Origin of the sequence: Roseimaritima multifibrata (genome assembly GCF_007741495.1) — a bacterium.
In the GTDB taxonomy this organism is placed as follows: domain Bacteria; phylum Planctomycetota; class Planctomycetia; order Pirellulales; family Pirellulaceae; genus Roseimaritima; species Roseimaritima multifibrata.
Genome location: NZ_CP036262.1, coordinates 1 through 18,661, shown reverse-complemented (window position 1 = coordinate 18,661; position 18,661 = coordinate 1). Strand labels below are relative to the sequence as shown.

15 protein-coding genes are annotated in these 18,661 nt (G+C 52.8%); 9 read left to right on the top strand and 6 right to left on the bottom strand.

The genetic code is table 11. The features are described 5' to 3' along the window. Positions 1–55 precede the first annotated feature (55 nt). Positions 56–1,258, bottom strand: coding sequence for a glutamate 5-kinase (gene proB / locus FF011L_RS00075; protein ID WP_145349376.1), 1,203 nt, complete (start codon positions 1,256–1,258; stop codon positions 56–58). Positions 1,259–1,431: 173 nt separating this feature from the next. Between proB and FF011L_RS00070 the strand changes: the two genes are divergently transcribed. From FF011L_RS00070 to FF011L_RS00045, 6 genes are all read left to right on the top strand, one after another. Then, positions 1,432–1,929 carry a 3-hydroxyacyl-ACP dehydratase FabZ family protein gene (locus FF011L_RS00070; RefSeq protein ID WP_145349375.1) on the top strand — a complete coding sequence of 166 codons (498 nt, stop codon included), beginning with the start codon at positions 1,432–1,434 and terminating at the stop codon, positions 1,927–1,929. A 53-nt stretch (positions 1,930–1,982) separates the two neighbouring features. Further along, positions 1,983–2,369, top strand: a complete 387-nt coding sequence (locus FF011L_RS00065; RefSeq protein ID WP_145349374.1) for an acyl carrier protein — start codon at positions 1,983–1,985, stop codon at positions 2,367–2,369. Between the two features lie 120 nt (positions 2,370–2,489). Continuing rightward, on the top strand, positions 2,490–2,996 hold the full coding sequence (locus FF011L_RS00060; RefSeq protein WP_145349373.1) for a 3-hydroxyacyl-ACP dehydratase FabZ family protein: 507 nt from the start codon (positions 2,490–2,492) through the stop codon (positions 2,994–2,996). Between the two features lie 45 nt (positions 2,997–3,041). Then, positions 3,042–4,325, top strand: a complete 1,284-nt coding sequence (locus FF011L_RS00055; RefSeq protein ID WP_145349372.1) for a beta-ketoacyl-[acyl-carrier-protein] synthase family protein — start codon at positions 3,042–3,044, stop codon at positions 4,323–4,325. Between the two features lie 131 nt (positions 4,326–4,456). Further along, the gene (locus FF011L_RS00050) at positions 4,457–5,476 is read left to right on the top strand and encodes an SMP-30/gluconolactonase/LRE family protein (RefSeq protein ID WP_145349371.1); all 1,020 of its coding nucleotides are present in this window, start codon (positions 4,457–4,459) and stop codon (positions 5,474–5,476) included. A gap of 344 nt (positions 5,477–5,820) precedes the next feature. Next, entirely contained in the window at positions 5,821–9,006 is a 3,186-nt protein-coding gene (locus FF011L_RS00045; RefSeq protein ID WP_246109641.1) for a general secretion pathway protein GspD, read from the top strand. Between the two features lie 585 nt (positions 9,007–9,591). Here FF011L_RS00045 and FF011L_RS00040 read toward each other — a convergent pair. Together FF011L_RS00040 and FF011L_RS00035 are read right to left on the bottom strand one after the other, a co-directional pair. Beyond that, positions 9,592–10,041, bottom strand: coding sequence for a response regulator (locus FF011L_RS00040; RefSeq protein ID WP_145349370.1), 450 nt, complete (start codon positions 10,039–10,041; stop codon positions 9,592–9,594). 90 nt (positions 10,042–10,131) lie between these two features. After that, positions 10,132–11,394 carry a serine hydroxymethyltransferase gene (locus FF011L_RS00035; protein WP_145349369.1) on the bottom strand — a complete coding sequence of 421 codons (1,263 nt, stop codon included), beginning with the start codon at positions 11,392–11,394 and terminating at the stop codon, positions 10,132–10,134. A gap of 211 nt (positions 11,395–11,605) precedes the next feature. On the opposite strand from FF011L_RS00035, the gene FF011L_RS00030 reads away from it, so the two are divergent. The 3 genes from FF011L_RS00030 (at position 11,606) to FF011L_RS00020 (ending at position 15,317) form a co-directional block, all read left to right on the top strand. Further along, positions 11,606–12,718 carry an HD domain-containing protein gene (locus FF011L_RS00030; RefSeq protein ID WP_145349368.1) on the top strand — a complete coding sequence of 371 codons (1,113 nt, stop codon included), beginning with the start codon at positions 11,606–11,608 and terminating at the stop codon, positions 12,716–12,718. 34 nt (positions 12,719–12,752) lie between these two features. Further along, positions 12,753–14,360, top strand: coding sequence for an amidophosphoribosyltransferase (locus tag FF011L_RS00025; RefSeq protein ID WP_145349367.1), 1,608 nt, complete (start codon positions 12,753–12,755; stop codon positions 14,358–14,360). 81 nt (positions 14,361–14,441) lie between these two features. Further along, on the top strand, positions 14,442–15,317 hold the full coding sequence (locus FF011L_RS00020; RefSeq protein WP_391560902.1) for a serine/threonine-protein kinase: 876 nt from the start codon (positions 14,442–14,444) through the stop codon (positions 15,315–15,317). Here the strand turns inward: FF011L_RS00020 and FF011L_RS26050 are convergent. From FF011L_RS26050 to FF011L_RS00005, 3 genes are all read right to left on the bottom strand, one after another. Then, positions 15,314–15,577: a DUF721 domain-containing protein gene (locus tag FF011L_RS26050; protein ID WP_218932904.1), complete on the bottom strand. Its 264-nt coding sequence runs from the start codon at positions 15,575–15,577 to the stop codon at positions 15,314–15,316. The two genes, FF011L_RS00020 and FF011L_RS26050, sit on opposite strands and share 4 nt — an antisense overlap. Positions 15,578–15,704: 127 nt before the next feature. Beyond that, a complete protein-coding gene (gene dnaN / locus FF011L_RS00010) occupies positions 15,705–16,823 on the bottom strand; it encodes a DNA polymerase III subunit beta (protein WP_145349365.1) in 1,119 nt (372 codons plus the stop codon). Positions 16,824–17,584: 761 nt separating this feature from the next. After that, complete coding sequence (locus tag FF011L_RS00005) at positions 17,585–18,661, bottom strand: helix-turn-helix domain-containing protein (protein ID WP_218932903.1); 1,077 nt, start codon at positions 18,659–18,661, stop codon at positions 17,585–17,587.

Sequence of the window (18,661 nt, the reverse complement as noted above, 5' to 3'; positions counted from 1 at the left end):
AACACAAACACCAAAAATTCGCTCTCGCGAAACTAAAGACGAATGTGAGTCGCCCCTATAAGTCCATCGGCACTGCGTAGGTCTCTTCTTCGCCACCAATCGCCATATTATCCCGATGAATAGCGGCATCGTAGGGACAATGTCCCAAAACATCGGCAATTCGATCGGTTGGAACGCCCGCGATCTTTTCCAATTCCTGTGAAGAATAATTGGTCAGCCCTCGTGCGACGACTCGCCCGCTTGGTTCACAAATTTCAACACAATCGCCACGTTGGAAACCGCCATTACAGCGGACAATTCCGATCGAAAGCAGGCTGTTGCCATCAAAGATTGCTGCGGTGGCTCCGTCATCAATATGGACCTGGCCGGCGATCGCGGCCGCATCCCCGATCCAACGCCGCCGTCCCATAAGAGGCTCGGATGAAGGAAGGAAGAGCGTTCCGATCTGTTCACCCGCGAAAATCCGGTCAAGGATATTGGAGGTGTGTCCGGCGGCGATGATCGCCGAGTGGCCGAAGGAGTTTGCGGTCGAAGCCGCGAGCAGTTTGCTGGCCATTCCTCCTTTGCTCATTCCGTCACTATCTGGGGGAAGGACCAAATTCCAGATACTTTTGCCCATCGTTTCGACTTCGGGGATCACCTGGCTGGTCGTTTCCCGGGGATGACCGTCCATCAGTCCATCGACATCGGACAACATGACAAGCAGGGCATCTTGGAGGAGCCCCGACACGGCCGCCGCCATTCGGTCGTTGTCTCCGAAGGTGGTCATCAATTCTTCGACAGCCACCGAGTCATTTTCGTTGATGACGGCGATCGACCCTAATTCATGAATTTGCAGCAAAGCATTGCGAATATTGAGGTAGGTCGTGCGATGTCTGAGGTCTTCGGCCGTCAGCAGGACTTGAGCGGCGTGGTAGCCCATTTCCGACATCGCGTCTTCGTAGGCCTGAATGAGCAACGACTGGCCGATAGCGGCAACGGCCTGCAATTTTGCTAGCCCAGTGGGTCGGGTGGTCATTCCCAGCCTTCCCATCCCGGCGCCGACGGCCCCACTACTGACTAAGACCGTGTGGTAGCCTGCATTGCTAATCCTGCAAAGCTGCTCGGAAAGTTGTTTGATACGTTCAAGATTTAGTTGTCCCGAGCCACCTGTGAGGACTCGAGTTCCTACTTTAACAATCACCGTCTGTATCTCGGTGATCAATTGAACACGTTGTGGATCGGGAGCGTTATCAGGTTCGAAAGGGGTTAAAGGCACTTGCTTAATTAGGGGGAGTAAGAGTCACTGACAGATGAAGAACTTCGAACCTATTTTGAGGGCCTCAGTCGGATTGGCAAAGTGGAGGGAAACGAAAAGGCCGGTTGAGGAAGGTATGAGGTCTAAGTATTCTATGGCGTTCCTTAATTCTTTATCCAATCCGAAATCCGTTTATGCGTTACCGCCAGCTGGACAAAATCACCGAACTTGTTCCCGGTAGTAAATTGGTCGCGACGCGGACATTGCGAGCCGATGAAGACTATTTACTAGACCATTTCCCGCGTTTTCCGGTCATGCCGGGCGTCATGATGCTGGAAGCCTTGCATCAAGCGGCGATCTGGATGATCCGCACGGGAGATCGATTCGAGAGTCCATTAATTGTTTTGCACGAAGCGAAAAGCGTCAAATTCGGAGATTTTTTAACTCCGGGCGAGACACTCCAGATTACTGCCGAATTAATTAAGACAGATGGATCGTTGATCACGGTCAAGGCAACTGCAGCGAAAGGGGACCGCACCACGGTTTCCGCTCGCTTGGTTATGAAAAAGCAATCGACTGGGGATGACGCACGGTTAGGAACCGATGCTTACATTCGTGAAAGGATCAAAAAGCAATTCACTGAACTGTTTGGCGATCAATTTTCTTTGGATGAAGCTTCCACAACAGCGTAACCCTTCCTAGATACTCGTTTACGTACAATTTCCCTCTTTGCAGGAACGATTTGATGGCACACACCGACGAAGAAATTTTCGCCAAGGTTCGCGAAGCCCTAGAAGACGCATTGGGCGTTGACGAAGACGAAGTCACTCCTGAAGCGACTTTGGTTGGCGATTTAGGTGCTGAATCGATCGATTTCTTGGACATCGTTTTCAAACTAGAAAAAGCTTTCGATATCCAGATTCCTCGTGAAGAACTTTGGCCAGAAGACATTCTTACCAACAGCACCTACGTCGATGACGGCAAGGTCACCCCTGAGGGATTGTTGGAATTGAAGCGACGTATGCCTTGGGCAAACCTCGAAAACTTCGAAAAAAACCCACGTGTCCAAGATTTCGGCAACTTGTTGACCGTTCAAGACATGTGCTCGTACGTCAAATCCAAAGCGGCTTAGTTCGCTGCCACATGATCTGAAGTAACAGGTGCCTGGGCATTTGGTGATATGCCCAAGGCACCTTTTTTCTTCTTTGAGATATGCACTTTTTCAGTTGTTTCTTTTTTGAAGTGAATTCCCATGCGTTGGCTGTGGCTTGACCGCTTTACCGAATTCCAGAGCGGCAGTCATGCCAAGGGGATTAAAAATGTGGCCTTGGACGAGGAGGCGATCGACAATTATTCGCCCGGGCACCCGTTCCTCCCGCCAACGCTGATCATCGAAGGGATCGCTCAATTGAGCGGAATCTTGGTTGCGGAGCACTTTGATTTCAAGAAACGTGTCGTCTTGGCGAAGGTAAACAAAGCGGTCTACCACCAATTAGCTCAGCCTGGCGATCAGCTGGAGTATGCGGCTCAGTTGGATTTTGTCCAAGAACAAGGGGCAACCTGCCGATGCACCAGCCATATCAACGGTGAATTGCAGGCCGAGATCGATTTAATGTTTGCTTTCTTGGATGAAAAACGCTTTGGCGACCAATCGCTCTTTGAAGATGGCGATCTGCTGGTCATGCTTCGGCTGATGAAACTGTTTCATGTCGCTGTCGATGCCGATGGACAGCCTTTGGCTATCTCGTCAAACTTGTAAATAACGTTTTACCCTCCTTTCCGCTTGCCCCATCCGTCATTTGCCATGCGTCGTCGAGTCGTTGTCACCGGTATCGGCATGATCAACCCCATGGGTCATGACGTAAACACTGTTTGGTCCCGTCTTCAAAAGGGAGAAAGCGGCGTCGGTTACACCACGCTGTTCGATGCCAGCGGATTCCCAACCAAAATTTCAGCTGAAGTGAAAAATTGGGATATCACGGACTCCGGTGAATCGGCTGAAGAATGGAAATATCGCGGCCGCCACACCAAATTTGCCGCGGGTGCTGCCAAGCAAGCGGTCGCCGATAGTGGCATCCAAGATGTCGAAATCGATCCGACGCGTTTCGGAATCTACATGGGCAGCGGCGAAGGAAACCAAGATTTCTCCGCGTTTGCCAACATGATGTCCGCCGCCCTCAAAAGTGGCGAATACAACGCGACCGAATTCATTCGCGAAGGGCTACGCACCCTGAATCCCGCGATGGAATTGGAACAAGAACCAAACATGCCAGCGGCCCACCTGGCTGGAATGTTTAATGCCCAGGGACCAAACTACAACTGCTTGACCGCCTGTGCAGCCAGCAGCCAAGCGGTTGGCGAAGCGACCGAAATCATCCGCCGCGGAGACGCCGATGTGATGCTTTCCGGCGGAACGCATAGCATGATCCATCCGTTTGGTGTCACCGGATTCAATTTGCTGACGGCACTTAGCGAGCGGAATGATGACCCCACGACCGCCAGTCGGCCGTTTGATGCGACCCGCGACGGGTTCGTTCTCGGTGAAGGGTCCGCAATGGTAATCCTGGAAGAACTGGAACATGCCCGGAAACGTGGAGCCACCATCTACGGAGAGGTCCTCGGTTACGGAACGACGGCCGACGCCTACCGAATTACCGATATCCCGCCCGATGGTCATGGCGGAATCGCGAGTATGCGGATGTCGATCAAAGATGCCGGCCTAAACCCATCGGATATCGGCTACGTAAACGCTCATGGAACCAGTACAACCGTCAACGACAAGGTTGAAACGCTGGCCTGCCGAACCGTCTTTGGTGACGATGCTCCCAACGTCCCGATCAGCAGTACCAAAAGCATGATGGGACACCTGATTGCCGCTGCAGGAGTCACCGAGATGATCGTCTGCCTGCTGACGATCCGTGATTCCGTTCTGCCTCCAACGATCAACTACCACACTCCAGATCCTCTTTGCGACCTGGACTACATTCCAAACGAAGCACGCCCTGGCAAAGTTCGCTACGCATTGAACAACAGCTTTGGGTTCGGCGGCCAGAACGTCACGCTTTGTCTGGGACGTTTCGACGGTTAAGAAGCCAAGCATCAAAAGCCAAAAATCAAATTCATTGGGTTCGGCTCCGAGCCCGAATGGCTATTGAGATCGATTACAATTGGGGGGACAACTTGTTTCCCCCCATTTGAATTGAAGGCGACGATATGCGAATGCGATTTTCTGCGGTGGTTTGGTTGCTGTTCATCGGTTCGTTGCTCGGCCTGAAATCACCGGCCCATGCTCAGACTCCGCAAACCATGGGGCAGATCGAACGTCTCGATCCGGCACTTGATGCTGTCCTTGACTCCTCTGCAAAAATCGAAGTCCTGGCAAGTGGATTTACCTGGACCGAAGGACCCGTCTGGGTCACTGACCAAGACAATCCAGACGCTGGGCATCTGCTGTTCTCGGACATTCCCCGGAACACCATTTTCCGCTGGGATCCCAACACCGGAATTTCTCGCTTCATGCAGCCCAGCGGCTACACCGGGACAACCTATTACGGGTTGGAACCGGGAAGCAATGGATTGGCACTCGACAGCAAAGGCCAATTGCTAGCATGCGAACATGGTGACCGGCGGCTATCGGTCCTGACCAAAGATGGCGGTAAACGAACATTGGTCGATGCCTATCAGGGAAAACGGCTGAACAGTCCGAACGACCTGGTTGTCGATTCCAAAGGAAACATCTATTTCACCGATCCACCGTATGGCTTACCCGAGCGAGCCGACGACCATCGCCGCGAACTCGATTTCTGTGGCGTCTACCGTCTATCAACCGACGGTACGCTCCAGTTGGGTAGCAAACAGCTCGAACGTCCCAATGGGATTGGGATATCCCCTGATGAGAAAACGCTTTACGTGGCTCAGAGCGATCCCAGCAATGCGATTTGGATGTCTTTCCCGATCGCCGCCGATGGTTCCTTGGGGGCGGGAACGGTCATGCATGACGCCACCGACCAGGTCGGCAAGTTGCCTGGGTTACCCGATGGGCTGACCGTTTCTGAAAGCGGCCATATTTGGGGCAGCGGTCCCGGTGGGATCTATGTTTTCTCTCCGGAGGGGAAATTATTGGGGCGCATACTAACGGGACAAAAAACCAGCAACTGTACGCTTGGTGGGCCAAATCGCAAACAAAACTGGCTTTACATCACTGCGGACAGTTATCTGCTGAGAATTCAAATCCGATAGAAACGGGTTTTTCCCCACTTTCTAAAAAACCGGCCTTGACGGGTCTGCCCGCGGATTGGTACTCCCCCCCGAGCAACTCGTTATTGCAACCATGGATGGTTTGTGGTGACGGAGAATGAGAACGGGCAAGCTTGCCGCAATTCGCAATTGTCGCGCGTGGACAGGCTGCACCAACACAACCGCGAAGAAGGAGTGTCGCGTTGACTGGGACTACGAAACACAGAATTTGGTTGGTAGCTGCTGCATGTGCTGCGGTCCTCACCTACCAAGCGCCCCAAGCGACCGCGGTAGAACCCCCGGGTTCCCCGTTGGTCATGCCGCCCCAAACCAGTGAGTCATCACTGGTGCGTGGTCAAACAATGTTAGGCAATGCACAAGTTGCATTGCAAAACCGCGACCTTGTGTCTGCGGTTGGAAGCTATCGTCAAGTGGCTGCTTTGGCAGCTCAAGAGCCAGGTTTGAAAGCGAATGCTGAAAAACTCCGCCAAGTCCTTTTGCAAGCTGGCATCGACGCCAACATGCTGCCTGCCGTTGGAGCCCCCGCGACAACTGGTCAACAACAAGTTGCCAGCCTGATCGCTCAAGCTCGAATGGCTTACGACAAGGGCGACATTGCAACGGCGATGCAAAAGACCAATCAAGCGAAGCAGATCCAACTGACGCCTGCAGAAAGTTCTGCAATGCGTTCAGCGATCGGCAAGCTAACGCTTGACGTCGAAGCTGCCGCCAAACGTCGTGCAACCGGTTCCGCCGGTGACATGAATCCTTATCCAGTTCAGCAGGCAGGTGCGACCGCACCGATTGCTGGAGCAACTGGCTCTGCAGGAGACATTCAGCGTGCGGACTACAGCAGTTCAAATTCGGGCCCCGCAGCCGCCACCCCGGCTCAGGCAACCGAACCATCGCGACTTTCGCCTCCTCCGGGAACCGAAAGCGTGGGAGCACAGCTTTACCAACAGGGAGTCGACGCTCTTTCCGCGGGCAACCGTGAAGAGGCTCGCCGCTTGTTTGTTCAAGCTTGGCAACACGAAGCCCAACTGGATTCGGCCATCCGAAGTCAGCTACAGGCGAAATTACAACTGATGCAGCAGCCGATTGCTTCTGCGAACAACAGTCAGGAAGCGTTGTCACCCCTTGATCAAGTCGATCAAGAGACTTTGGCGAATCGCCAACGGCTGTACCGTCAGGTAACCAGTGAACTGGGTGTCGCCTACAAAGACCGAATTGAAAAACCTCTCGATGCACTCGATCGGATCAATCAACTACGCAAGAACGTTGTCGACGCCGATGTCGACGCTTCCGCTAAGCAAACGTTGTTGGCCATGGTCGACCGTGCGATTCGCGAACAGCAGAAGTATGTTGAAGAAAATCGAGCCGATATTGAACTGGACATTCGCAACGAACAGGTCCGTACGGATCTTGAAAACGAACGAAGTGAACGTCTTGAAATCGACGATTTGATCGCCGAAAAGGTCCAGACGTTTGACCAGTTGATGTCGGAGCAACGGTTTGCTGAAGCTCAGGTTATCGCCAAACAGGTGAAAGCCCTTAGCCCTGATTCGACGATTGGAACTCAGATGTTCCGCGTCAGTCAGATCCAGGTCCGTCGCCGGATTGCGAAAGAGATCCAAGACAACAATGAAGATGCGTTTATCACGCAGCTTCAGGATGCTCAAAACCTTGACATGCTTGCTCCCGATCAATCGGTGGGCTTCATGGACGCTGACGAATGGGCCTCCCTTTCCGAAGCACGTCTTGGGCTAAGCAATCTAAACGACAAGATGAGCCCTGCGGAACAAGAGATCAAACGTCTGCTTTCCACGGAAGTCGATGTCAAATTTCGCAACCAACCACTTGGTGAAGTCCTCAAGACCTTAGAAATGGTCACCGGGATTCCAATGTTCGTCGATGAGAAAGCTTTGGCCGTTGCTCGAGTCGATAGCAGCACTCCAGTCACCCTGGACCTGACTCGACCGATCTCGCTGAAGAGTGCCCTGGATCTGATCCTTGGCCAATTCGAATTGACCTACACCATCGGAAACGAAGTCCTACAGATCACGACCAACGAAGTGAAACGTGGGAAGATGATTGTCAAAACCTATAAGGTTGCCGACTTGGTGACTCCGATCCCGAACTTCACAACCAGTTATGAAGATGGATTGGCGGGAGCCTTGCGGGCTGCCTACCAGATGACAACCGCATCAACCAATGTTCAAGTGATGCCGGTTTCCGCAATGGGAATGCACGCTAATGCGGGCGGTCCTCAACCAGCACTGGCAAACCAAAACCCCAACGTTTTGGCTCAGTACGGCAACGGGATGTCCCCAATGATGCCTGGCAGCGGATCCAATCCAATGCGTGGTGCATCGGGTGCAGGGTCGTTGGCTGACTTTGGTTCAATCATGCAGTTGATTCAGACAACGATTGCTCCTGAGACTTGGGAAGACACGATGGGTGGCCCCAGTACGATGGCCCCCTATTATCAAAACCTAAGCCTTGTCATCAGTACGACGAGTGACGTGCACGACCAAATTTTGGAACTGCTTGCCAGCTTGCGTCGTCTGCAGAACCTCCAGGTCACGATTGAAGTTCGCTTCATCTCGCTATCGGATTCGTTCTTCGAACAAATCGGTGTCGACTTTGACTTCTCGATCGATGACAACACTGGCGGCATCCTGCCTGCTGATGATAGTGGGTCCTCGGTATCTGTCGGTTTGGCTGGTCCAAACGGTCAGTTCACGTCCGACTTTGACATTAAATTCGCTAACCAGAACTTCAATGTCTCGCCGATTTTCGGTGGCGTTGACCCTGGAGCGTTAAGTACCTTTGGATTTGCAATTCTGAGTGATATTGAAGCCTTCTTCTTTATCCAAGCAGCCCAAGGGGACAACCGAACGAACGTGATGCAGGCACCAAAGGTGACTTTGTTTGACGGTCAATCGGCTTCGATCCAAGACGTTTCACAACGACCGTTTGTGACTAGTATCTCGCCGGTTGTCGGTGACTTTGCTGTCGCTCAACAGCCGATCATCGTGGTCTTGAACGAAGGTACCGAACTGAATGTGCAAGCGGTTGTCAGCGATGACAAACGATTCGTACGCCTGACTCTGGTACCGTTCTTCAGTCAGATCGGAGACGTCGATACATTCACTTACACCGGTAGCAGCACCACGCGTTCGTCTAGCACGACGACCGACCCCGATACTGGGGAACCGGTCGAAGAAGATGAAGACGAAAGAATCACCCAAGGTTCGACCGTTCAGTTGCCGACGTTTGCGTTCACTAGCGTGAACACAACCGTTAGCGTACCGGACGGAGGAACGATCCTGTTGGGTGGAATCAAACGTTTGCGAGAAGGCCGCGGTGAACGTGGTTTGCCAATCATGAGCAAGCTGCCGTACATCAACCGTCTGTTCCGCAACACGGCGATTGGTCGTGACGCTTCCAGCCTGATGCTGATGGTGACTCCACGTATCATCATTCAGGAAGAAGAGGAAATCGCTCAAACTGGATTCGATCCAACACGCTAACCGCGTGAAGAGCTTTTGATCTCTGCTTAAAGCAAAAAAACGCCCGCTGGGAAACCAACGGGCGTTTTTTCATTGGATTGAATACTGCGAAGCTGGTGGATCTTTTCGTGTCGCGTTTTGCGGAGAGCGTGACGGTTGCTGCTGTACGGCAAGATATCGAAAGATCCCAACCCGCTGCGTAAGTTTTGATGTTGCGCTTTTGGGAGTTGGCTAGTTTGCTTCCGCCGGGCTTGTCCCGGTCCGGGGCAACAACTGGCAGCTACCCCCATGCCTCTTTGCTATTTCATCCTTCTCCGCCAGCCCCAAATCGCCTAGGCGATTTGGGGCTGGCGGAGAACAACCTTTTGATCGCCCAATAAGGTAGCTGCCAATTGCGAGTCCGCCGGAGCAAGCCCGGAAACGGAACTCTCGATACTTGGAGCTAAAAAGGTGCGGGAATAGCCAAATGATTTGAGGCATCCGCAAGAGTACGGAAATCAGGACAATTGACCACTGCAATCACCTCTAAAACGCTACTTCAAAATGCGTTAGCGAGGGATAACAGCTTCAGGAGAATCAGCGACACCTAATCGAATTACAGCTCCATTAAGCGGAGGGGCGGCTGCCGTCTTCCATATCGCGGATATACATTCGCAGACGCTCTAATTCTTCGACCGTCCCTTTCAGCTTCAACATCGTGTCAACTCGTTTTAGCAGCGACACCTTGCTGATTGGTTTGCTCAGGAAATCATCGGTCCCCGCTGCAACCGCTCGTTCGATATCGCCTAACTCATTCAGTGCCGTCACCATCAGGATCATGATCCCGCTGGTCTTCGGGTTTTCTTTGATTTGCTTACAGACTTCAAACCCACTCAATTTGGGCATCATGACATCCAGCAGAATCAAATCGGGATGAAAGCTTGCCGTTTTATCGAGCGTATCTTGTCCATCCACTGCCGTTTCAAATTCGCAATCAATCGACGCCAAATGAACTTCCAATAGTTCACGATTCGCTGCGTTATCGTCAGCGATCAAAATTCGATTGGAGCTAGCCATGGGATTTCCTGATGCGCAATTGGCAGAAATAAGGAAGGAGAAATCAAAATCGGATGAGCGTATGATCAGACGCTATTCTGTGATCAGACGCTATTCGGGGCTGTACTCAGGTGCATTCGCAGCGGGTACTGGAAAGGATTTGCACATTTCACGAATTTCATTTTGAATTTCGGTCAGCTGAGACTCATTTTGAGGACTCTTCAAAGCCTTGGCGATCCAACCGCCCACACGTTTCATTTCTGTAACTCCCATGCCACGACTGGTCAGGGCAGGGGTTCCAATTCGAATCCCCGATGGGTCCATCGGTTTACGTTCATCAAAGGGGATCATGTTCATGTTGACCGTAATCCCACAACGTTCCAAAGTGGCTTCCGCCACCTTGCCGCCCAAATCAACCGCGGTGACGTCGACCAACATCAGATGGTTGTCGGTTCCTCCGCTGACAAGTCGCAGGCCTTCGCCGAGAAGCGTTTCGGCCAACGCTTGTGCGTTATCGATCACCGATTGACCGTAGGCCTTAAACGCGTCCTGCGAAGCTTCTCCGAAACAGACCGCTTTGCCCGCGATGACGTGCATCAATGGGCCGCCCTGGATTCCGGGGAAGATATTTCGATTGATCCCTTTGGTGTATTCCTCACGGCACATGATCAAACCACCTCGAGGTCCACGCAGGGTTTTGTGCGTGGTTGTGGTGACAAAATCAGCAAACGGGACAGGACTGTTATGCAGACCGGCGGCAACCAATCCAGCGTAATGGGCCATATCGACCATCAGTTTGGCACCACAATCGCGAGCGATTTCGGCAAACCGATCATGAGGGATTTCACGCGGATAGGCACTCGCCCCAGCGACAATCAATTTGGGTTTATGTTCTTTGGCCAGTTTGGCGATCTGGTCAAAATCAAGCCGCTGATTCTGGCGATCGACTCCGTAGCTGATGAAATTGTACAGCCGTCCGCTGATATTCAATTTCATCCCATGGGTCAGGTGTCCCCCCTGCGCCAGATCGAGGCCCAGAACGGTGTCGCCCGGTTCCAATGCCGTCAGATAGACAGCCATGTTGGCCTGAGATCCCGAGTGGGGCTGGACGTTGGCATGATCGGCACCGAATAGCGATTTTGCTCGATCAATCGCCAGGGATTCGATAACGTCGACATGCTCGCAGCCACCGTAATAACGACGTCCTGGATAGCCTTCGGCATATTTGTTTGTCAGCACGCTGCCGGCAGCTTCCATCACTGCCAAGCTGGTGTAGTTTTCGCTGGCAATTAATTCCAACCCTTCTTGCTGACGTCGAGCTTCAGCACGAATGGCTTGCCAAATTTCTGGATCTTGAGACTGCAACTGGTTCATGAATCAACTCGGCGCGAAAACGAATGCAATACAGGACAGAAAGAGCCATTGTCGACCGCCAATCAAGAACCGTCAACGATAGGAAAGGGAGGCGAATTGTCCGCTCCGCTTCGTAAACCTTTCCTGTCGTGGTTCGGGTGCCTATACTGGGGGGACCTTCTTTTGAATTTGAATCTCTCTTCCATCTTCGCGGTAATCGTGCCGCGACCGAATGAGCCTCTCCAAATTACGGCGCAAAATTGCGTGGGAAGCAGCCCGTCTGCTGTATTCCCGCGAAGAGTCCGAGTATTTCCAAGCCAAACGCAAAGCCGCCCGCCGGATTGTCACCGGTTGGGTTCGCCCCGCGGATCTACCCAGCAACGCAGAAATTCGGGACGAAGTCCGATTGTTTGCACGCCTGATCGAAGGCAACCAGGGGCACGAAGATCGGTTGTTGGCGATGCGGCAACGAGCCTGCTGGTGGATGGAGCAATTAGCGATGTTCCACCCGCGTCTTATTGGCAGTGTCTTAACAGGGCATGTTCGCGACGGGTCCGATATCGATATCCATGTCTTTACCGGCAATCCTTCGGCGGTCGCTCGCAAAGTGGAAGATCATGGGCTGGAATGTGAACTGGAACGCAAACGGATTGTTAAAGACGGAGAGTGCCGCGTCTTTACACATATCCATATTCGCGACACCTATCCGATCGAACTGACAATCTATCATCCCTCCCTGTTGGGACACCGTTTCCGCAGTTCAATCGATGGGAAACCGATCCCTCGAGCAACCACGACTGAATTGATCCGGATGATTGCCTTGGAAACCGAACAATCTGAATCGAATGTTCGAAAATCGGTGATGGAACAAGAAAATCCTGTCGATCGCTGGCGAATATACGATGCCCTTCTGGTCCCCTTGGAACGGGTTCAGCAGCATCCTAAGTACCACCCTGAAGGGGACGCCCTGTACCACAGCCTTCAGGTCTTTGAATTGGCTCGAGAAGCGATGCCTTACGATGAAGAATTTTTACTTGCAGCCCTGCTACATGATATTGGCAAAGCGATCGATCCAGAGGACCATGTAGGAGCTGGTTTAGAAGCGTTAGATGGTTTGATCACCCCCAGAACGGAGTGGCTGATCGCGAATCATATGCTCGCCCATGGGCTGCGTGATGGTAGCTTAGGAGCTCGAGCCCGACGCCGATTAAGGCAGCAACCTTGGTACGAAGATTTGCTCGAACTGGCCGCTTGTGATGCGGCTGGCCGCGAACGTGGTGTGACGGTGGACGACAGCGACGCCGCTCTTGACTACATTCGTTCTTTGGAAACGATGTTCGACTGATGATTACCACGCTGAAATAAAAGCGAACCGACGTATGAGCGAGTTGTTTCACGAATGCGGTGTCGCCGCGATCTATCACCTGAATAATGTGCCAGATAGCCCTATCTGCACAAAACAGGGACCTGACGAGATCTCGCGATTGATGCCGCGATTGCTGCTGGATATCCAAAACCGCGGTCAGTTGGCCGCTGGGATGACCAGCTATTCCGCCAAACGACGGCAAATCCTGAAAACCCGTCGGGATGTCGGCAGCGTGACCGAAGTCTTTCGCCTGAACCATCGGGCGAAGTCGGAATCCCTGATGAAGCAGCTGACCGGACGCGCTGCGATCGGGCATGTCCGCTACGCCACCTGTGGAGAAGACGACCGCAGTTACGCCCAGCCCTTTGAACGAAAACATATCCACAAAAGAAAGTGGTTCAGTTTTTGTTTCAACGGCCAACTAGCCAACTACGGGCTGCTGCGAAAGCGTTTGACGGAGAATGGTGAACATCATTTGCAATTGGATACTGACACCGAAATCATCCTCCATGAAATCGGCCGTCTGCTAAGCGAATCGAGTGGTGAACCCGACTGGTTTGAATTGATCCGAGAAGCCATCAAAGATTTTGACGGCGCGTACTGTATGGCGTTGCTGACCGCCAAAGGGGAACTGATCATTGCCCGTGATCCACTGGGCATGAAACCGATGTGTTACGCAAACGATGGCCGCGTCTTTGTGGCTGCCAGCGAAAGCGTCGCCTTATTGAACTTGGGATTCGAACCGGAACAGATTCACTCGCTTCCTGCAGGACATGCGATCCTGGTCGATGGAAATTCAATGCGGATTGAATCGATCGCTCCCAGCCCCAAAACGGCTCATTGTTTCTTTGAGTGGGTCTATTTCGCCAACGTCGCCAGCACGCTTGATGATCGAAGTGTCTACCTCAGTCGAACTCGACTTGGGGAAGAATTAGCCAAACTGGAAAAAGCGGACCCACGCTTCGACTGGGACCCCGAGGACACCATCGTTGTTCCGGTCCCCGATACCAGTAAAGCGGCCGCCGATTCGATGGCCTTTAACCTAGGCCTACCCAGCCGCGAAGGTTTGATGCGAAACCGTTACGCAGGGCGAACGTTTATTGAAAACGGGATCGCTCGCAAAGCGAAAGCGGCCCGCAAATACACGCCGCTGCGTGAGGTTCTGGCGGGTAAGAAAGTGATCCTGGTCGAAGATTCGATCGTTCGCAGTACCACGATGAACGCTTTATTGGATCGAATTCGCGAAGTGGGAGGGGCTAAGGAAATCCACGTCCGCGTCGCTTGCCCTCCGATCATTGCCCCCTGTTTCTACGGGATCGATATGAGCACGATCGATCAATTGATCGGTCCAAAGTACTTCGCAAATGGCAAATTGACCCTAGAAGATCAGCAACGCATGGCGGACCATCTTGGCTGCGAATCGCTGCGTTACCTTCCCGTTGAAGCGATCGCCCAAGCCATTGAACTGCCAGCTGACAAGTTATGCCAAGCTTGCGTGACCGGGGAATATCCGACTCCGTGCGGACAGCATTTGTACCAGATTGCCCTGGATAATCCCGGTAGCACGACGGATGCCTCACGGACTTATGAACAGCTTGCTGCAGCCTTGGCTTCCGGATAAAACACTCTCCCCGGACCGAAATAACAAAATCGCTATTACTCGCCCCCCCTCTATGCCGATAACCGTTGTATACGGAAATTGATGTCTCATCCACGCAATGATGTTGAGCATATGGCGGCGGCCCTAAAGCTATTTACTAGCGGCAAAAACGATTCGTCTTTGAAAACGATTCGGGTCGGTACTCGTTTGGACAAGTACCGACTTTTGAAACGACTAGGTTCAGGCGGTTTTGCCACGGTCTACGCGGCAATGGACGAACTGGAACATCGACGTGTCGCTATCAAAATTCCTAGCGATACGTTCACCGATAGCTACCATTGCCTTGAAGACGTGACGCGAGAAATTCGCATCATGGCTCGCTTGGACCATCCCAATATCCTCCGGCTAAAAGATGCTCGGGTGATCGATGGCAAATTGGTCATGGTTTTCCCGATGGGCGAACAATCGCTAGCCGACCGAATCTGCAAGCGAATCGCTCGGGCGACCGCCCTCGATTACGCTTCGCAAATGATCGAAGCGGTCGCTTATGCTCATGAAAATCACGTCCTTCACCGCGATATCAAACCCGAGAATTTTATTCTCTTTCCACACAATCGAATCTGCCTAACCGATTTTGGGTTGGCTCGACTAGGAAAACCGCTGGCGGCTCAGTCGGGATCGGGGACCTTGGGATATGTCGCTCCAGAACAAGCGATGGGGAAAGCGACGTTCCGCAGCGACGTTTTCTCGCTCGGTCTGGTCCTTTACCGGTTGTTTGCCGGCGTCCTGCCCGAATACCCCTTCACGCCGCCTCTGCCGGAATACACGAAACTGCGGCGGGGACTTGCCGCTCCGTTTGCGTCTTTGATTCGCAAATGTATTGAACCGGTTCCGAGCAAACGGTTTCGCGATGGGATTGCACTTTACAACGCGTTCCAACAAATCCCGAATCCGATCACGCTGAAAGTCAGTTCTTAGACGCTGACGCGGAAGCGGATATCTTTGAACCCGCCTTCTGGAAGGGCGGCCTGGATCCCACGTAGGAGCTTGCGTTTCTTGAACGTCAGCTCCTGCATCGTTACTGAATCGGCGGCATACAATTCAAGAACGCCCCGTTTTAGATTCCCAATGCGAATATGGGACGAGAGGGCTTTACCAATCAACGGTTCAATGATCGTTCGCAAATGCTCATTTCCACCGATCTGAGCGTATCCTCGACGGGCCATCAGTTGATTCATGATGGATCCCATCTTTCGCGGATAACGGCTGTTACGCCGCTCGTCAGGATCTCCTGAATTCAATTTCCGCACAGGTTTTCTCTTTCCAAAGGAACCGAAGGCAACCGTTAAACCAAGCGAAATCGGATTATCGATCGCGAGCCATCGGCATGATGACATAGCCATAGCCGTCTTCGGTGCTCAGCAGAGCAGGGGACTTACCCGATTCAATTTCCAGAATGAAATTCGTTTCAGCATCCAGAACCTTGCAAAAATCGGCCACAAACCGGTGGTCCATCGTCAGAGTCACCGATTCGCCCTCGTAGGCGATCGGAATTTCAACGACCGATTCTCCCAGTCCGGTGGTGTTGGCTTCCATCTTGAGGGTCCCGTCGGCAAAAGTGAAATCGATCCCTCGACTTTCCCGGTCGGTCACAATCGCTGCTTGCCGTAAAGAGGCAAACAGGGGGCCGACCGTCATATCGATCTGAGACGCGTTTTCCCGCTGTGGAAAAACCTGCCGCCAATTTGGATAACGACCTTCAACCAAACGCGAATAGATCGTGCAGCGATGGGTTCGCAGCAACAGATCGTTGGCTCGAGCCGCCAACTGGATTTGTTCGTCCTGCTCGTCGACGGCCCGCTCCATCAACTGGATGGCTCGCGTCGGAACGATGGTGCTTGTGCCAGTGGTTTTGTGATCGCCTACGGAAGTTCCCGTTCCCTGCATTCTGGCCAATCGGCGACCGTCGGTTCCCACGGCCAGCACCGAATCGCCTTCTAATTCCAGCAAGACGCCTCCCAACGCGTATCGGCTGCTTTCCGCATCGGTAGCGAAAACCGTCCGTTTGACCATCTGCCGAAAGAGTCCCGTTGGAATCGAGTGGTAGGATTCCTCCTCGAAACCAACGACCCGTGGGAATTCATCTGGGTTCGCCCCAGGAAGCTTAAACTTACTGCGATTCCCTGAAATCAGAACGCCCGATCCATCCGTTTCGATCGTCAGTTTTTCATCGGTGCTCTCTCGCAGAATCGCTCCGGTCCGAGCGACCGGAAGCAGGGCGGCCCCTTCGGTTTCGATTTCGATCCCTTCCGCCAGATCCAGCCGAATCCCGACTTCCATGTCCGTGGCTGTCATCGTGACCTGGCCATTGGACACGTTGATTTTCACGTTTTGAAGAATTTCCTTAGGGGACCGAGCGGGAGCGACGCTCGCCGCTAGCTGAAAAGCGGCGGCCAAGGATTCACGTTCACAGATGATTTTCATTCCGGATCTCAATCAACACTTGGTTTCATGTTTGATTCTTGCTTCGCCAAACTGTATCGCAACCGTGGCAGGAAATACAGCGTCCACCATCTGGAAAGCTTCCAGACGCTCCGTGTCGTAGCTCCATTGCTCAGAGAGAAATAGCCTCTTTCTATTTAAAAATAACCGTAGTCGTAGTAAAGCGGCGGCGGAAATTGTTGAAAAGGGCGTTTTCCTGGTTGTAACCTATTTGATAGCAAGCAGTTGCGGACGATAACATCCGGTGGATAACCAGTCCTGTTAACGTTCAGAGTTGGACGGAAAATGTTCACCGAGAGGGTCGTTTTCGACAGTCGACGTTTGCCGGTTGAAGTCGCAGGAATTGGCTGCACCGCGGCGCTACGAAATCTGAACGGGTTATCCACAGCAAAAAAAGAATCGGTTTGTGCCCACTGGGAACTTTGAGATGTTCAAAAAAAATAGTGGCGAAATGAAATGGAGGGCGTCATCGTCCATTCGACCCGTTCATTGATCGTGTCATTGTTTCTTTTTAAGCCGGAATGTCGTTTCCTGGCGAGTGAGTGCGGAGTGGCCCGTTCAGCGTTGTGGGTGGGCGGTTTCATCGGTTTTTCGTTTCGCATTTCGCGTGGGACGAGCCTTTTTTCCGCTACGATTTCAGCGACCTCCAATGATTCGATAATTCCCTGCAGGCGTCGGATATTCAATTTCCTTTGCTTAAACGGCTGCTCTCGATCACGCGGTCAGTCGGTCAAAACGATTTCTTATGCGGTCTGGAGCTGTTCGCGGACTTCGTCGGCGGTCTGGCTTAACTGGCTATTGGAGGCGAGTAGTTCGGATGTTTTTCGGCAGGCGTGGAGGACCGTGCTGTGGTCACGACCTCCGAAATATTCGCCGATTTGCTGCAGACTGGAGGCGGTAAGTTGGCGGCCCAAGTACATCGCTAAGGCTCGAGCCCTTACGACTTGCTGACGTCGCGTACTGCTTTTCAGTTCAGCCGTTTTTAGCTGGAATCGGCGAGCTACGGCTTTGGCAATCGCTCCAATGGTCGGTTCATTGCCACCGCTGGCAACGGTTATTGCGGCTTGGATCGCGACCGCGTCGATAGGTTTTTTGTTCTCGTCCAGCAGACGCAAATGGTTGACGACGGCCGCTAGCCGGCGAACCGAGAGGGAATCGGGTAAGCCTCGGCAAAGCAGATCGATCCAGTCCGGGTCGATCTTTAGCGAGTTTTTCTGGCACAATTGTTCGATGATCGTTTGGCGAGCTTCCTGCCCTGGCAGACGCAAAGAAACGGTTAATCCAGGTAGCATTCGACTGGCTAATAATGGCCGGATCCCACGAAATTCTGATGGAAGCCGCCGGCACGTTAAGATGGATGGCATCCCCCGGCGGTCGCGTGATTCCAAGCGGGCCGCCAATTCTTCTTGAGAGGACGGTTTCTCCGCTATCGAATGGACGTCATCGATGACCAGTAAATCGATCGAGTCGGTTCGTTCGCGAAAATGCTCTAAATCGTCAGCGCTAAGCGCATTGGTGTAGTTTCTCGCGAAATCGGCTGCCGGCAGATACAGCATCGATGCATCCCCGTTGTGCTGCTCTAGTTCAAGCGTGGCAATCGTCATTGCCAGAGTGGTCTTACCACACCCTGTCGGTCCGACCAGCAATAACGGATTTCCCCGCAGACTGATCGATTCTTGTTGGCGGCAGACGAATAACGCGAACGCGTTCTCGGGCCCTGCAATGAAATGGGGCAATAGCGCGGTCCCCTCACCACCTTTTTGGCGGCGATGCGTCGAAGAGGGTTGCAGCAATTCGATAGTGTCGAGGGTCACTGTCAT

What these genes read in the sequence shown, in the direction of transcription:
- FF011L_RS00070 (WP_145349375.1), top strand. Translation starts at nt 1,432, where the DNA reads ATGCGTTACCGCCAGCTGGACAAAATCACCGAACTTGTTCCCGGTAGT.
- FF011L_RS00065 (WP_145349374.1), top strand. Translation starts at nt 1,983, where the DNA reads ATGGCACACACCGACGAAGAAATTTTCGCCAAGGTTCGCGAAGCCCTA.
- FF011L_RS00060 (WP_145349373.1), top strand. Translation starts at nt 2,490, where the DNA reads ATGCGTTGGCTGTGGCTTGACCGCTTTACCGAATTCCAGAGCGGCAGT.
- FF011L_RS00055 (WP_145349372.1), top strand. Translation starts at nt 3,042, where the DNA reads ATGCGTCGTCGAGTCGTTGTCACCGGTATCGGCATGATCAACCCCATG.
- FF011L_RS00050 (WP_145349371.1), top strand. Translation starts at nt 4,457, where the DNA reads ATGCGATTTTCTGCGGTGGTTTGGTTGCTGTTCATCGGTTCGTTGCTC.
- FF011L_RS00040 (WP_145349370.1), bottom strand. Translation starts at nt 10,041, where the DNA reads ATGGCTAGCTCCAATCGAATTTTGATCGCTGACGATAACGCAGCGAAT.
- FF011L_RS00035 (WP_145349369.1), bottom strand. Translation starts at nt 11,394, where the DNA reads ATGAACCAGTTGCAGTCTCAAGATCCAGAAATTTGGCAAGCCATTCGT.
- FF011L_RS00030 (WP_145349368.1), top strand. Translation starts at nt 11,606, where the DNA reads ATGAGCCTCTCCAAATTACGGCGCAAAATTGCGTGGGAAGCAGCCCGT.
- FF011L_RS00025 (WP_145349367.1), top strand. Translation starts at nt 12,753, where the DNA reads ATGAGCGAGTTGTTTCACGAATGCGGTGTCGCCGCGATCTATCACCTG.
- FF011L_RS00020 (WP_391560902.1), top strand. Translation starts at nt 14,442, where the DNA reads ATGTCTCATCCACGCAATGATGTTGAGCATATGGCGGCGGCCCTAAAG.
- FF011L_RS26050 (WP_218932904.1), bottom strand. Translation starts at nt 15,577, where the DNA reads ATGAATCAACTGATGGCCCGTCGAGGATACGCTCAGATCGGTGGAAAT.
- dnaN (WP_145349365.1), bottom strand. Translation starts at nt 16,823, where the DNA reads ATGAAAATCATCTGTGAACGTGAATCCTTGGCCGCCGCTTTTCAGCTA.
- FF011L_RS00005 (WP_218932903.1), bottom strand. Translation starts at nt 18,661, where the DNA reads ATGACAGTGACCCTCGACACTATCGAATTGCTGCAACCCTCTTCGACG.